The sequence below is a fragment of the Peribacillus sp. FW305-BF15 genome, from assembly GCF_058783805.1.
Genome location: NZ_JBYSYV010000020.1, coordinates 75,452 through 90,323 on the forward strand (window position 1 = coordinate 75,452; position 14,872 = coordinate 90,323).

Below are 14,872 nucleotides of genomic sequence, written 5' to 3' on the forward strand. Positions count from 1 at the left end.
CTAAAAATAACATGACCTGTTCCCACAATAATTGGGGGCAGTTTTTTAATTTTAGGATGCTAAAAAAACAAACATGCATGGGCTCCATTTAAGACTAAGGGTATCGTTTAAGGTACATATTAAACTTAATACCAAAAACTTAAGATAAGGGGGTTTATAAAATGAAAGGCAAATGGAAAATCACTATTTTATCCGCATTACTTTCGGTAAGTTTTCTGTCAGCATGTAACGCCGGCAATAACGACTTTAATGATCAAGAGGAAGTAGATTATCGTCCTGTTCGAAATGACACGGACACGAATCCAAATAATAATGATGATGATAATCGATCATTCAAGCACGATGAAAACCCTGATCAAACAGATAAACAAATGGAAAAAGGCAATAACCTTGAATTTAATAAAACGAGAGGCGATTTATAGAACCTCTAATAAGAAGACAATATTTTATTTGGGATACCATTGGAAAAACGCCCAAAATCCGATTATCCTCCAGTTTGACTTTACTTCTCATTCTTGCATAAATGTATTCCATGGAGTTGACATGATAAATGAAATTTAACAAGAAAAAAATCAACGTTGTAGATATTCAAAAAGCGAAGAAAAGCGTGTTTGCTACAGGGGTAGGAAATGCTATGGAGTGGTTTGATTTTGGCTTATATTCCTATTTGGCTGTTATCATTAGTCAAAATTTTTTTAGTGCTGTTGAGAATGATGAGCTAAAATTAGTATTCACCTTTGCAACGTTTGCGATTGCCTTTTTAATGCGCCCAGTAGGGGGTATCATATTTGGTAAAATCGGTGATAAATTAGGAAGAAAAGTCGTTTTAACAACCACGATTATTTTGATGGCTTTTTCAACATTACTAATCGGTTTATTACCTACATATGATCAAATCGGTATATGGGCACCTATACTCTTATTAATAGCTAGAATTATTCAGGGTTTTTCAACAGGTGGCGAATACGCTGGTGCAATGGTCTATATTGCAGAATCTTCTCCAGACAATAAACGCAATATGCTTGGAAGTGGATTAGAAATTGGTACGCTAATTGGTTATATATTAGCTTCATTACTTGCCAGTACACTCTTTATCACTCTTTCCGATCAACAGATGGCCTCATGGGGTTGGAGAATACCGTTCCTACTCGGCTTACCTTTAGGGCTAATTGGATTGTACCTAAGAAAAAGTTTAGAAGAATCACCGATTTTTGAAAATGAACTTTCTGATGATGAAGGCCAAGATGAAAGCTTTCTATCCATTTTCAAAAATCACAAAAAGGATATTCTTGTATGTTTTGTAGCTGTTGCATTCTTTAATATTACAAGCTATATGCTATTATCATACATGCCTTCTTATTTAGATGAGATTATTGGATTATCCAGTACAGTAGGAACCCTATTAATTACGATTCTAATGATTATCATGGTGCCTCTTACTTTAATATTTGGAAAGCTCAGTGATAAAATTGGAAATAAGACTGTTTTCTTAATCGGTTTAGGCGGTTTAAGCCTATTGTCTGCCCTTGCTTTTTATTTAATAAACCTGAATGCTTTAGTATTTATTTCGTTAGGTGTTCTAATTCTAGGTGTTCTGCTTTCAATTTATGAAGGCACAATGCCTGGATCGTTACCAACCATGTTCTATACTGATATTCGATATCGAACATTATCAGTGACCTTTAATGTCTCGGTTTCAATATTTGGTGGAACTACCCCTTTAGTTTCCACATGGTTAGTTCACCAAACGGGGAATAACTTAGCACCTGGTTTTTATCTAACAGCCGTGAATATTATCGGGTTTTTAGTGATATTATTCTTGTTCAATAGTACTTCAGGAAAATCGCTAAAAGGATCTTACCCAACAGTTGCTTCAAAATCTGAATTTCAAGAAGCAGTTGAAAATCCAAAAGATTCCCTATGGTGGAAAACGGAACAAAGAGAAAAATAATAAAAGCACACATCCAATGGGAGGACTACTCGAAATACAGGCACTCAAATATGAGCGTCTGTATTTCGGGTTTTGTGGTACTCACGAATAATAAAGTTGTTTAAAAATAGAAAGAAGAATTAAAGGAAAGCGATAGAGTTATTAAAGAAATGGGTTACGAAGCAGTTCCCTTTTCTCTTAGGGAACTGCTGGACAATTACCCATTTATCCATCTGGGGCACATTGATGCAAATAAGGTAGAAGAGGTAGCGGGATTTTAACAGCTCCTATTATGCTTTTGATGATGGATCAAAAGGAATGTTTACGAGAGGTTCGCTTTGATCATTTAAAGGAAGAACAGATTTACGAGATGTATACTCGATAAACCCTTAATTAATGAAAAGATGTGAATTCAAAAGGATATTACGAAAATTAGGGAATGATGCCATAAAACAACGGTTCTATACCTTAAGCTTATTGGTACGGAACTAGAAATAATAGATATACAAAATACTGTCATTGCCGCTAGTTATAGCTTTAGACAGTAACCCATATACAGAACGGTCTATATTTTAAGGAAAGTTGACTGTATTTTTTTGTCCTGTAATTATTTCGACATTGAGATATATTAATTTGAGACAATGTTGTTGACAGTGAATGGTATTCATGATAAATTATCTTTAAATAAAGATATATTAATTCAAGATAATAAGAAATACCTAATCAAACCCCTATAATGAATAGCCACTCTTTTTGAAGGGAAAATATAGGGGATTAAGGAAAACGTTAAATATCCAAAAATTGAATCGTTTTAATGGGAGGAATAATGTATGAATGGTTTAAAAGGTATACACCACGTAACGGCCATAACAAGTAGTGCTGAAAAAAATTATGAATTTTTCACAAATATATTGGGCATGCGTTTAGTCAAGAAAACTGTTAACCAAGATGATATCCAAACCTATCACCTGTTTTTTGCCGACGATGTTGGCGGTGCGGGTACTGACATGACATTCTTCGATTTTCCTGGAATTCCCAAAGGGGAGCATGGGACTAATGAGATTTCCAAAACATCCTTCCGTGTACCGAATGATGCGGCATTGGAGTATTGGGTTAATCGCTTCGACCGTTTAGAAGTAAGTAATACAGGAATCCAAGAACAATTTGGCAAAAAGATCATTTCATTTGTGGATTTTGATGATCAGCAATATCAATTGATCTCAGACGAAAATAATGAAGGGGTTGCAGCTGGGATTGCTTGGCAAAAAGGACCGATTCCTCTGGAACACGCTATTACAGGATTAGGACCAATTTTCATTCGTATCGCCAACTTTGATTACTTTAAAGAAATGATGGAAAAAGTCCTATTATTCAAAGAAATAGACAAGGAAGGATCTTTTCACCTATTTGAAGTTGGGGAAGGGGGGAATGGTGCACAAGTGATCGTCGAGCATAATTCGACCCTTCCTCAGGCACGGCAGGGTTTTGGGACTGTTCACCATACAGCCTTCCGTGTTGAAGACCGTTCCGTTCTGGAAGAATGGATCAAACGAATGGAAAGCTTCCAATTTCATACGTCCGGTTATGTCGATCGTCACTTTTTTGAGTCGCTTTACGTACGAGTGGCACCGCAAATTTTATTCGAGTTTGCCACGGATGGTCCTGGATTTATGGGGGATGAGCCGTATGAAACGCTTGGGGAAAAGTTATCTTTACCACCGTTCTTGGAACCGAAAAGGGATCAAATCGAAAAGTTGGTCCGTCCCATTGATACAGTAAGAAGCACCAAGGAATTCATTAAAGAATAATTGCGAATGATATATTGGTTTATGCCCATACTAAAATAGGTAGAAATAAAAAATGGAATAATCATTTGAAATAGAAAAAATATTCTGGAGGAATGAATCATGACAAAAGATTTTTACACGGCCATTAAAGAAAGACGTTCGTATTATGGAATCAATAAAGAAGTCCAAGTATCGGATGAGAAAATTAAAGAAATAGTTGAATTTGCGGTAAAACACACGCCATCGGCTTTTAATTCCCAATCCTCCCGCCTTGTTGTTTTAACAGGATCGGCACATGATAAATTATGGGATATCACGACGCAGGCTTTAAGGAAAGCGGTTGGTGAGGGGGATTTCTCTGGCACTCAACAAAAAATGGATTCCTTCAAAGCGGGATATGGGTCAATATTATTCTTTGAAGATGAATCTGTAGTGAAATCACTTCAAGAACAATTTGCAACGTATGCCGATAACTTCCCAATCTGGTCACAACAAACATCAGGCATGCATCAATTAGTTGTTTGGACGGCACTTGAAGCAGAAGGATTGGGAGCAACTTTACAGCATTATAATCCTCTAATTGATGATGAAGTGAAAAAAGAATGGAATGTTCCAAGCGATTGGAAATTGATTGCGCAAATGCCATTTGGTAATCCAACAGCTCAACCGGGTGATAAAGAATTCAAACCACTTGAGGATCGTATCAAATTTTATAAATAAAGAGGACCGATAAGAGAAACTTTGTTGAGAGCCAATTCTAATTGGCTCTTTTTTGTTTGAGCTCATTTGCCCATATTTTTTCAGTTTTACAATAAGAAAAAATATTTTCACTATTTTTTGTTTATTGCCGTGTGTGGAAAGTGACTTTACCTAATGTAAAAGTTTTATAAGTAATAATTCTCCTTTTTATTCAATTCATTGAAAATAAGAGCAATTCCTTGCTCAAGTTTTTGTATATTTGTATTGGACACGTTTAGTTTTAATATTTTTTCCTGGTGAAAGCCATCTATATAATTTTGACCCATCGTCTCTACCAGTACTTGTTGATTCTGTAAGTTATTGATGAGGTAAGTACTATTTAAACGATGAGGCAGTACGATATGAGCGTTCATACATATAGATGCTGGGCGATAAAAGTCTGAAGCAGAGTGCTTTTCTAGAGCATCATATAGCAAGTTTGCACGCAATGAATAGGAAAGGCGCACTTGGTTTCTATGGTGTTTAAACATACCGCTTTTTATGTAGATTTCCAATGCTGCTTGTGAAATCATGGAACTATCAATATCAGACGTTCTTTTATATAGTTGGAAGCTCTCCGTTAATGGTTTAGGCAATACGGCAACACCTATGCGTAATCCTGGAAACATTATTTTTGAGAAGCTTTTTAAATAAATGACCATGTTATCGGTATCCTCGGAAAAAATAGGGTCTACCTTCATATTTTCTTCGAAATCTGCTAAATAATCATCTTCTACAATATAGACTCCATACTTTACTGCAAGTTTTAGTATCTCCACTCTTTCCATTTTAGAATAAGAAGTCCCTAACGGATTATGAAAACGAGGCATCGTATAAAAGAATTTGATTTCCTGATCACTAAAAATCCGTTCTAACTCCCCTAAATCAATACCTTCTGCTGTTCGTTCGATTCCTAGCACGGAAATCTTGTACGCTTTCAATTGCTCCACAAATAGATGATAACTAGGCTGCTCAACAAGTATATGAGTACGTTCATTTGGAAAGGGGATTAACGTTAATAAGGAAAGTGCTTGCTGCACGCCAGAAGTAATGAAAATCTGTTCTTCTTTTGCGAAGACCTGATACTGCTCTAATTGTTTTTGTATCACTTTAATTAAAGAGGGCAGTCCTTTTGGAGTGCCATAGATAAACAATTCTTGCTGATAGGTATCGATGGCTTTGTTAATGCAATGTTGAAAGTCATGATACGGAAATTGATGCCAAGCGGGAGCGGAGGTAACAAAGTCGATTTCCGTTGTGGGTTCGCTTTTACCATCAAATTCTTTTTGTACGACATAATATCCGCTTTTAGGAACGGCGTAGATTAAATGCCTCTTTTCCAATTCTTGCAGGGCTTTCAAGACTGTACTTTTACTACATTGATGTTGATCGCTTAATTGACGGATAGATGGGAGTTTAAAGCCCGCTTTGAGCCGTCCATTCTGGATGAGAGATTCAAATTCATTAAACAAAGCTACGTATTTTAGCATGATTACCTCCTAAACTGTACCGTTACAGATGCTTCATATTTGTATTGTATCGTAGTGGAACTTTTAATACGATACTAACAACCGGCCGGGTGTTGAAAAGGAGGATTACTCAATATGCCAGAAAATAAAAAAGCCTATCTTGCGGCGATACTTTATGCCATTATTATTGGATTTTCATTTTTCTTTACAAAAATATCATTAATGGAAGCTAGTCCGCTAGATACATTGGCACATCGATTTACGATGGCTTTCTTGATCGCCATAATCATTAAGCTATTAAGGAGGACATCAGTGAAAATGAGTGCAAAGGATTCTGTGAAAATTCTTCCGTTGGTGTTCCTTTATCCAATTTTATTCTTTATTTTTCAAGTGTTTGGTCTCATTTATACCTCATCTTCAGAAGCGGGTATTATCCAAGCGACCATACCAATTTTTACGTTATTATCAGCTTCATTATTTTTGAAAGAATACGCAGGTAGAGCTCAGAAATTTTTTCTTTATTTATCTGTTACGGGGGTTATCTTTATCTTTGTCATGAATGACTTGCAACATGCGGCTCACAGTTGGAAAGGAACGATCCTGATCTTATTATCCTCGATTGCCGCCGCTCTTTATAATGTGATAGCGAGGAAGGTAACAAAGCAATATTCACTATTTACGTTAACGTATGTGATGACTTTCTTTGGTTTTGTGACTTTTAATAGTATGGCCGTCATTAACCATATAATTAACCATTCCATCAGCAGCTTTTTATTACCCTTCACAAGTAGTGCATTCCTCATTTCAATCGTATATCTTGGGGTATTATCGTCTTTGCTTACTGCTTTTTTATCAAACTATACATTATCTATATTACCAGCATCTAAAATGAGCGTTTTTAGTAATTTAGCGACATTGATTACGATAATGGCAGGGGTGATTTTCTTACATGAATCGATTCATTATTATCATGTAATAGGTGCAATGATCATTCTTGCTGGGGTAATCGGCACGAATTATTTTGGTGGAATTCAATCCAAGCATAATAGTAAGACTTTTGCCGACCTATTGCCAAAAAGGGAGGTAAAGTAATGAATAAATATGTATTGTTACTCTTGATTAGTGGTATATGGGGATCTCAATTTTTCTTTATTGCATTAGTCATAGAAAATGTTGGGGTTATTACATTATCAGCCATCAAAGCATGCATCGGGGGTATCTGTTTACTCTTCTTTGGTTTGTTTTTATCAAAAGAAGAGCGAAAAGTACCCAGGGGTTATTATAAATGGTATATTATCATTGCTTTTTTCGAGGTTGTACTCCCATTCGTTTTTATTGCACAAGGCCAGAAATCGGTGCCTAGCAGCATCGCAGCGGTGCTGATTGGAATGGTTCCCATCTTTACCATCCTCTTTTTACTAGCATTTTTCAAAAGAAAAAGCACAAGGCCGCAGATTACAAGTATCTTATTCGGATTTGCAGGTATTGTCTTCCTTTCCTGGCCGACACAAGGAATCCAAGACCTTTCTAACAGTATTCAGGGGAACATCCTCATGATATTGGCTGCTATGAGTTTTGGATTATCATTGATTTTCATGGAGAAATTAAACGAGGGTTCTTCCGTCATTCATATGAGAAATGTATTACTGATTGCCAGTGCATTGCTCATACCCATGTCCCTTTTGTTTGAGCAATCTTTCAAATTGGATATAGCACGATCTCAATCCATCTACTTAGCGATTTTAGGCATTTTCCATGCAGGTGTTGTTTATGCATTATTTAATAGGCTGATTCGGCAAGAAGGCGCATTATTTACTTCATATAGTAATTATATAGTGCCAGTCATCGGAATGATTTTAGGGTTTTTCTTTTTACATGAAGCGTTGTCCATTCATCAATTGATTGGAATGGCTATAATAATGATGTCATTAGTTTTTTTAGACGAAAAAATAATTATCAAATTGAAAAATGGGCAGCAGGTTTAATATTTTTTGTAAGATCATTTTTAGTTTTTTGATCAGCAAATGAATATATGGTAAAAGAAGCATCTGCTGAGGTTAATGCAGATGCTTTTCTTTTAAAAGGGGTACTGATTTATTGGCTATAACCAGTAATAAATGCTTATATTTTTAGTTTTTCTGCATTAGATTGTGATGTATTTTTCTCCATCTTCATTATAATAAATCCACTCCAGGCAAACATAAGGGAGGCTATGTAAAAGATGCTGCCGATCGTTAAAAAGTCGACTAAATATCCGGTTGCAATCACCGCAGCTGCAGCACCGACGGATGTCCAAACATGGTAGTTCCCGATTTCCGCACCCGCGGTTTTCTTCGTTACATATCTTGCCAGTACCGTTTTTTCAGTGTTTCTTTGTACTGCCCCAAGTACTCCCATAATGATTTGCAGGAGATAGACATGCCAAATTTCATATGCGAGAGGAAAGGCAAGCAGGATAAGTGCCATCCCCCATGAATAGATAAGGAGAAAGGCTTTGTCACCTGTTTTGTCAGTGAATTTTCCGATTAAAGGATAGCTAAGCGCTGCAGTCAATGAGAATATTCCATATGCCCACCCGAATTGCGAATAACTGGTGCCCACATTTTTGATTAGCAAAATATAAAAGGGGAAAATCATGCTGGCAGCCATTCCAACAGTGCCTTGGTAAAAAACAAAACGTTTATAATTCATGGATGATACTCCTCATAGAAAATATTCATGAAGCGATTATCAGGATCATATTTCTTCTTTAATCGAAAGAATTCCTCAGTCCGCGGATACGCTTCAAATAATTGTGTCTTGGTTGGGTACCCATAATAGGGCAGGTAGTAGCTGCCGTTATGGTCAAGCGTCACATCGATCATGTTACGGATGACCCTTCCTGTATTATCCTTGCTTTCGTCATCTGTCCCTTGATTGATGAGCATCACTAAAGCGAACATATCATCCTTGGAATAGGACATGAGTGATTCATCATTATGTTCCACATAACGAATTGTGATATTTAATAAATTAAAATCTTTCTCACCAGATAAGGTTCTTCTTAAGTCATCGATATAATCAGCATATTGATCAATCGGAACGAAGTATTCTTGCAGCACTTCAGTTTTGGTGGGGTTGCTGTAATCCATGAATGCTGAATCCGACCGCATCACATTATTCCTCGAAACCAAGTTGCCATCAATATTGGCCGTGTAGGTTTTTTGAGTTTCCCAAAACCTTTTTTTACCCCAGTCATTAAAACGTGAGAGGCCAAGAAAGAATTTAGGCACGGCAATGATCGTTTCCCGTTTGAGAGTATTGTAGTCAGATAGCCTTGTTTGGTCATTTGCCCTATAATAATCCGTTACATACATTTCATCCAAATAGGAGTCAGGAGCAACAGATATTCTTGCAAGATGCATTTTAACATCATCATTTTTAAGAACTTCTCTTTTAAAGTACGACGTATATTGATCATAATGAAGTGATTTAGTTTTAATGTTATAAAGTTCGTCATCGGTAAGGTGGAGTGTTACATCGAGTATGACCCCAAACAATCCATACCCGCCAATAACCGTATGGAAGAGCTCCGAATTTTCTTCGCGGCTCACTGTTAGGATTTGTCCTTTTGCGTCAAGCAATCTAAAAGATTCCACGGTTTCTATCAAGGCATGATGACGGATATCCCGACCATGGACATTAACGCTCAAAGACCCGCCAATGGTAAAAATGTTTTGAGATTGACTGACCTTCAGTGCAAGTCCATATGGGTTGATGTATTCCTGAAGAGCAGCCCAGGTTGCACCGCTTTGGACCGTAATGCGTTTTTCTTTTACATCCAAATCAAGTATTTTATCATAGTTCTTCATATCGAGCAGAATCCCGTTTGGATATAATGTCTGCCCTCCTTGGCTATGCTGCATTCCTGCAATGGAAATGGGATCATCGTTTTTTTCGGCATCCAAAACGACCTTTTTGATTTCTTCTTCACTATCTTCTGCCTTTATCACTTTCATTTTAACTGGCATCAGACGGCTTATATCTTTGGCAATAGGGTGGTCAAGCTTAAAATTAAAAGCCTGCAGCGATAATCCAAATAATAGTGCATATAGAGTGATAAATAAAAATCGTTTCATGATATTTGGCATTCTACTCCTCGTTTACTTTGTTTGACACTTAATTGAAATAAAAATGTATGAACCTTATATATTAATGGATTTTCCCTGACCATTCAGTAAGATTGGGGTTAATATTGAATTAAATGTCAGATATTTAGAAATGAATCTTTTGATTTATGTATTAGTTCTTAGTTTTCAGCCCATTAATGATTGTTTTGGTTAGCGGTATGGATAGTGATTCCAAGCTTTGTTCTGAGTTGTTTAATCCCCAATGATAGATGATTCCCATGAGGCTTTGGATGATAAGTTGTGAAATTTCGTTAACTGATTGGTCAGTGCCAATGTCGTTTTGTTCTTTCGCCTCTTCAATTAATGAACGAATGATTTTGAAGAGTGAGCGGTTTGAATTTAAAAAGTAAGTATGTTCTTTCGAATCTAAAGCGGAACTGTAAATCACTTTCATTAAATCTTTGCCCATTTCTACTTCCAGAAAACGCATCAATTTGCGAATGAAAATAAACAATTTCTCGGTAGCGTCCATATCGACGGGGAACGAACGGAAGACTTCGCGATAGTAATCATCGACTTCTATGAATCTCACTAAAAAAATGTCCGATTTCGCTGAAAAGTGTTGGTAAAATGACCCTTTTGATGTGCCGCTTTTTTTCACGATTTCGTCAACGGTAACTTTCTCGTAACCTTTTTCGCTAAATAGCTTTAAAGATATTTGTAAAATTTTTTCACGAGTCTTTTCTCCCCTAAGTTGTTTCTTTCTGGGTTCAATCATAAAAAACCTCCAAATGATAATTGACAGAATATTCCTATATAGTTTAATATCGGACTACAGTCTAGTTAAATGATTGCTGGTCTATTTAATCTAACGTAGATCATGATTAATCACAACGCTATCCTAAATGGTTTTCGCGCATTTGGAAAGCGCTTACAAGGATTTAGGGCAAGTATGGGGAAGGTTAATTCAGTTTAAATAGGAGGTTTTTCAAGGATTTCTATACAATCGGTTACTGTCTTGCAGAAAGGCTTATTCCTCTTTAGCCCTAAGTATATGGATTGTATTTTTTAATATTGTTGGATTCAGTATATGTAAATGGAGGGTGGTGGTTTTCAGGATAAATTGAGAGCTAGGAATGAACCAGAGTGTCGGGAAGCTGGAAAAGAGTTGTATGGTAAACTTTTTTGGGAAATAGTAGCATGAAAAGGGAGGAAATAATCTTGAATCATTCCAGTGGTGAAATAGAGAAACGAACGATCAGTAAGACGATGAAACGCATTCTTCCATTTATCCTGCTTTTGTATATCATCGCTTACTTGGACAGGGTCAATTTAGGCTATGCCGCTTTACAAATGAATGCAGAATTAGCCTTATCCGCTGAAGTTTTTGGATTGCTTTCTGGTATTTTCTTCATCGGCTATTTCTTTTTTGAAGTTCCTAGCAACATGATCATGCATAAAGTGGGAGCTCGGATATGGATTGCCCGTATAATGATTTCGTGGGGGCTTGTGGTAATATTAACAGGATTTGCCCAAACAACGATGCATTTATATATTCTCCGTTTTTTATTAGGTGTTGCCGAAGCTGGTTTTTTCCCTGGTATAATTTTGTATTTAACGTATTGGTTCAGGGCCCGCGAAAGAGGGCGGGCAACAGCGGTTTTGCTTTTGGCCCTACCGATTGGCGGATTGATTGGTGCGCCTGTGTCGACATGGATTCTTGACAATATTTCCTGGTTCGGTATGGCAGGGTGGAGATGGATGTTCATTCTTGAAGGCATTCCGGCCATTATTATAGGAATTGTTGTTGTTTTCTATTTAACTAATAGACCGTCTAACGCTAAATGGTTATCAAGGGAAGAAAGTGATTGGTTAGAAGGCGAATTGAGTGCGGAAAGAAAAGTTAGCTCGAAAATAAATAAAGTCACGAAGCTTGATATGCTGAAAGATTCAAAAATCTGGAAGTTGGCCCTTTTTTATTTTGCAGGATACACATCCATCTATGGATTGTCATTCTGGATGCCAACCATCATAAAATCTTTATCGGTAAACGCAACAACTAATTTAGAAATAGGCTGGTTAGCGATGATTCCATCGATAGTCGGTATACCTGCCGTCATGTTTGTAGGCTGGAATTCAGATCGGACCAATGAACATAAAACACATTTGCTCGTTTGCCTCATGATAGCGGTTGTCGGATTTATCGGATGCGGCTTTTCAAATAGTGTTTTTATGATGGTGCTTATGTTAACGATTACATCTTTCGGGTTATATGGGTTCAGTGGATGTTTCTTTGCCTATATGACATTTTTCTTCACTGAGTCCACCGCCCCAGTTGGAATAGCCATAGTCAATTCATTTGCGGCTTTAGGCGGTTTTGTAGGACCGATGATTCTCGGAACTGTTGCCTTTACTCAAGGAATGTTTATTTTATCGGGATTACTTATGATGGGAGTCATTACGCTATTATCATTAAAATTGACAAGTGCTTCAGATGAAAACATAGGTAAAGAAGTTGAAGTCAATATTAATCGATAATAAAGGTTCTAAATGTATGGAAAATTAAAAGTGACTAAAAAAGAAACATCATTGGAAATCATAAGGTTTCCATGATGTTTCTTTTTTTATTTTCATATAGGAAATACATATATATGGGATGGAAATACCGGTTGAGCATGTCATCATTCAATCTAAATCAAAGGTTCTGGCCAATAAGACTTGTTTGTAGTTTTCGGCGGGATTAGAATGGAGATACAAGTGCTTTCGAAAAGACAAGGGGTTCCTTTTCTTTTCATGTACAGACATCATATTTATTCATTATAGGAATAACAGCAGAAATGAGGTGATGATGTGGAAATTCATTTGGTGGCAAAAGATGAGATTGAGGCTCAAGGAATTCGTTGGATCGTGGAGTCCCACCTAACGGGAGTTAGACTGATTTTATGGAAAACGATTGAAGAATTTGAAAAGGGCATACGCAATCAGCAACCTGAATTCGTTATTTTGGATATGGATATTTGGACGGATGAAAGTGAGGCGATGGGTGTTTCGTTAAAGCGGAGGGGAATTCGTTGGTTAGGGATTTCATCTGAGCGAATCTTTCAAACGGCTTATCGAGCCTTACGTTTTCGTGCTGAAGATGTTTTATTCCGTCCTTTTTCTTCGGCGGATTTGGTAAAACATATCCAACAATTACGTTTTCAATTGAGAAATGGTCCAGGTCATATCTCGTCAAACACCATGGATGATGAGAATGCTCTGGATATTGGGTATCCAGATTTCTTCTTGACAGATCGGAAGCATGAAAGCCGTATAACCATGGTCGCTTTCTTGACACCTGATAACAAGACCCTTCCATTAGTTTATGATGAACTGCAACGATATTCTTTTACTGGGAAGAATCAAATCTTCGCTTTATCGGATTTTATTTTATGTGTCCAGGAAACAAAGGAAATGGAGATATATAAGGAAGAGTATCAGGCCTTCCTTGCCCATTGGAAAGAAAGAATGGATGAGCCCCTTGCCATCATAATAAAGGCGGCAACATCAGATGAGTCTTTAAAAAGGATGTATCAGCAAACTCGTGAATTTACGAGACAAATCTTTTTTGATGGATATGATATCATCTTAGCCGAAAGTCAACAGACTTCCCCTCGAGAGATGGATCCCTTCCTCACTCCTCTTGAACAAAGACTATGGATAGAAATGCTCGAGCGACGGGATGCGAAGGCCATCAGGAACTGGATTGAGCGTGAATTCCTTACTTTCGAACGACCATACCCCGACCCGGAAATCGTTCGTATCCGCCTTACAAGCGTACTTGCACAGATTCGCAGGCATATGAAATCATACAACTTGCAGAATGCTTCCCTGGAAGCCATATACTATGATGTATTTCAGCAAATTGTACATAAACCTGTCATCCATCAAATAGTGAAAGAGCTGCATGCGTTCACCACCCATATGCTTCTGCAGGATCATGGACAATTACAGGAAGGGGCACGCACAATCAGCGAAAAGGCAAGGGAACTGATCGAGTCCAACTATTGGGACGCACAGTGGAATCTAGCGAGTTGTGCAGATACTCTGCGAATCAATAAAAGTACACTCAGCCGTCGATTTGCGGCCGAATCCGGCGAGTCTTTTCGAAATACGCTGCACCAAGTTCGAATTAGGGAAGCTAAACGTTTATTAAAGGAAACGGATTTATCATTGGAGGAAATCTCACAATTGGCCGGCTATTCACATCAAACCTATTTCAATGCCAAATTCAAACTGCTTGAAGGTTGTACACCATCAGCATATCGGTCTGGATTATAACGATTCAATAAAATGAATCGTCCTTTCAGTTTGTAGACAAAAGGGGTTCGGATTAAAAAATTCCAGTTGACCTTATTAAAAAGAATCATGTTAAGAAAGCATCCTCATCACTTCAAGTTTTATTAATGCTATATTAAAACAATGAAGACTTTAGGCAAAAGGGTTATATCTATTTGTTAAAACAAGTTGATTGGAGCGGATGTTCGAGACTCCTGCGGGAAAAGCGAGTCCAGGGGAGACCCCCGCAGGCGCAAAGGCGCCGAGGAGGCTCCCGGACCGCCCGCGGAAAGCGAGTGCCTGGAGAGGAAATCAAAGTTATAGTTTGTCTACAGTCTGAAAAAGGGCGATTCAATAAATGAATCGTCCTCAGTTTGTAGACAAAAGGGGTTCGGAATTAAAAAATTCTGCACCCCTTTTGAAATTCCCTTTGAATTTTCGCCTAAAGTTAAGAGGTTGCGGCTCTACGAGCCCACATGTTAGGCCATTTTTGGACCTCGCCATGTCCAATTGGCCATCTTC

12 protein-coding genes are annotated in these 14,872 nt (G+C 37.5%); 8 read left to right on the top strand and 4 right to left on the bottom strand.

Going from position 1 to position 14,872, the window contains the following annotated elements; translation table 11 throughout:
- Positions 1-161 precede the first annotated feature (161 nt).
- The 4 genes from AC3WLU_RS19810 to AC3WLU_RS19825 all read left to right on the top strand — a co-directional run bounded on the left by AC3WLU_RS19810 (position 162) and on the right by AC3WLU_RS19825 (position 4,437).
- Positions 162-422, top strand: coding sequence for a hypothetical protein (locus AC3WLU_RS19810; protein ID WP_323598076.1), 261 nt, complete (start codon positions 162-164; stop codon positions 420-422).
- A gap of 128 nt (positions 423-550) precedes the next feature.
- Positions 551-1,951 carry an MFS transporter gene (locus AC3WLU_RS19815; RefSeq protein ID WP_063576530.1) on the top strand — a complete coding sequence of 467 codons (1,401 nt, stop codon included), beginning with the start codon at positions 551-553 and terminating at the stop codon, positions 1,949-1,951.
- Between the two features lie 809 nt (positions 1,952-2,760).
- Positions 2,761-3,738 (top strand): ring-cleaving dioxygenase, encoded by a 978-nt coding sequence (locus tag AC3WLU_RS19820; RefSeq protein ID WP_492597781.1) that lies wholly within the window; start codon positions 2,761-2,763, stop codon positions 3,736-3,738.
- A gap of 99 nt (positions 3,739-3,837) precedes the next feature.
- A complete protein-coding gene (locus tag AC3WLU_RS19825) occupies positions 3,838-4,437 on the top strand; it encodes a nitroreductase family protein (RefSeq protein WP_106026561.1) in 600 nt (199 codons plus the stop codon).
- 164 nt (positions 4,438-4,601) lie between these two features.
- Here the strand turns inward: AC3WLU_RS19825 and AC3WLU_RS19830 are convergent, their stop codons facing one another.
- Positions 4,602-5,945 carry an aminotransferase-like domain-containing protein gene (locus AC3WLU_RS19830; RefSeq protein WP_187049259.1) on the bottom strand — a complete coding sequence of 448 codons (1,344 nt, stop codon included), beginning with the start codon at positions 5,943-5,945 and terminating at the stop codon, positions 4,602-4,604.
- A gap of 114 nt (positions 5,946-6,059) precedes the next feature.
- Between AC3WLU_RS19830 and AC3WLU_RS19835 the strand changes: the two genes are divergently transcribed.
- A complete protein-coding gene (locus AC3WLU_RS19835; protein ID WP_430024283.1) occupies positions 6,060-7,016 on the top strand; it encodes a DMT family transporter in 957 nt (318 codons plus the stop codon).
- Positions 7,016-7,909: a DMT family transporter gene (locus AC3WLU_RS19840; protein WP_057275978.1), complete on the top strand. Its 894-nt coding sequence runs from the start codon at positions 7,016-7,018 to the stop codon at positions 7,907-7,909. Before AC3WLU_RS19835 ends, AC3WLU_RS19840 begins: the two co-directional genes overlap by 1 nt.
- Before the next feature lie 136 nt (positions 7,910-8,045).
- Here the strand turns inward: AC3WLU_RS19840 and AC3WLU_RS19845 are convergent, their stop codons facing one another.
- From AC3WLU_RS19845 to AC3WLU_RS19855, 3 genes are all read right to left on the bottom strand, one after another.
- Positions 8,046-8,615, bottom strand: coding sequence for an MFS transporter (locus AC3WLU_RS19845; protein WP_202310428.1), 570 nt, complete (start codon positions 8,613-8,615; stop codon positions 8,046-8,048).
- Complete coding sequence (locus tag AC3WLU_RS19850; protein WP_492597782.1) at positions 8,612-10,054, bottom strand: FAD-binding protein; 1,443 nt, start codon at positions 10,052-10,054, stop codon at positions 8,612-8,614. The genes AC3WLU_RS19845 and AC3WLU_RS19850 overlap by 4 nt, the downstream gene beginning before the upstream one ends.
- Before the next feature lie 151 nt (positions 10,055-10,205).
- The gene (locus AC3WLU_RS19855) at positions 10,206-10,811 is read right to left on the bottom strand and encodes a TetR/AcrR family transcriptional regulator (protein ID WP_098185450.1); all 606 of its coding nucleotides are present in this window, start codon (positions 10,809-10,811) and stop codon (positions 10,206-10,208) included.
- Between the two features lie 443 nt (positions 10,812-11,254).
- Between AC3WLU_RS19855 and AC3WLU_RS19860 the strand changes: the two genes are divergently transcribed.
- Both AC3WLU_RS19860 and AC3WLU_RS19865 read left to right on the top strand, forming a co-directional pair.
- The gene (locus AC3WLU_RS19860) at positions 11,255-12,571 is read left to right on the top strand and encodes an MFS transporter (protein WP_492597783.1); all 1,317 of its coding nucleotides are present in this window, start codon (positions 11,255-11,257) and stop codon (positions 12,569-12,571) included.
- A 312-nt stretch (positions 12,572-12,883) separates the two neighbouring features.
- Complete coding sequence (locus tag AC3WLU_RS19865) at positions 12,884-14,353, top strand: helix-turn-helix transcriptional regulator (RefSeq protein WP_098866391.1); 1,470 nt, start codon at positions 12,884-12,886, stop codon at positions 14,351-14,353.
- Positions 14,354-14,872: the final 519 nt, after the last annotated feature.

Bases quoted from the DNA above. Each gene is read 5' to 3' on its own strand.
- AC3WLU_RS19845 (WP_202310428.1), bottom strand. From the start codon at position 8,615: ATGAATTATAAACGTTTTGTTTTTTACCAAGGCACTGTTGGAATGGCT.
- AC3WLU_RS19825 (WP_106026561.1), top strand. From the start codon at position 3,838: ATGACAAAAGATTTTTACACGGCCATTAAAGAAAGACGTTCGTATTAT.
- AC3WLU_RS19815 (WP_063576530.1), top strand. From the start codon at position 551: ATGAAATTTAACAAGAAAAAAATCAACGTTGTAGATATTCAAAAAGCG.
- AC3WLU_RS19855 (WP_098185450.1), bottom strand. From the start codon at position 10,811: ATGATTGAACCCAGAAAGAAACAACTTAGGGGAGAAAAGACTCGTGAA.
- AC3WLU_RS19830 (WP_187049259.1), bottom strand. From the start codon at position 5,945: ATGCTAAAATACGTAGCTTTGTTTAATGAATTTGAATCTCTCATCCAG.
- AC3WLU_RS19820 (WP_492597781.1), top strand. From the start codon at position 2,761: ATGAATGGTTTAAAAGGTATACACCACGTAACGGCCATAACAAGTAGT.
- AC3WLU_RS19840 (WP_057275978.1), top strand. From the start codon at position 7,016: ATGAATAAATATGTATTGTTACTCTTGATTAGTGGTATATGGGGATCT.
- AC3WLU_RS19835 (WP_430024283.1), top strand. From the start codon at position 6,060: ATGCCAGAAAATAAAAAAGCCTATCTTGCGGCGATACTTTATGCCATT.
- AC3WLU_RS19810 (WP_323598076.1), top strand. From the start codon at position 162: ATGAAAGGCAAATGGAAAATCACTATTTTATCCGCATTACTTTCGGTA.
- AC3WLU_RS19850 (WP_492597782.1), bottom strand. From the start codon at position 10,054: ATGCCAAATATCATGAAACGATTTTTATTTATCACTCTATATGCACTA.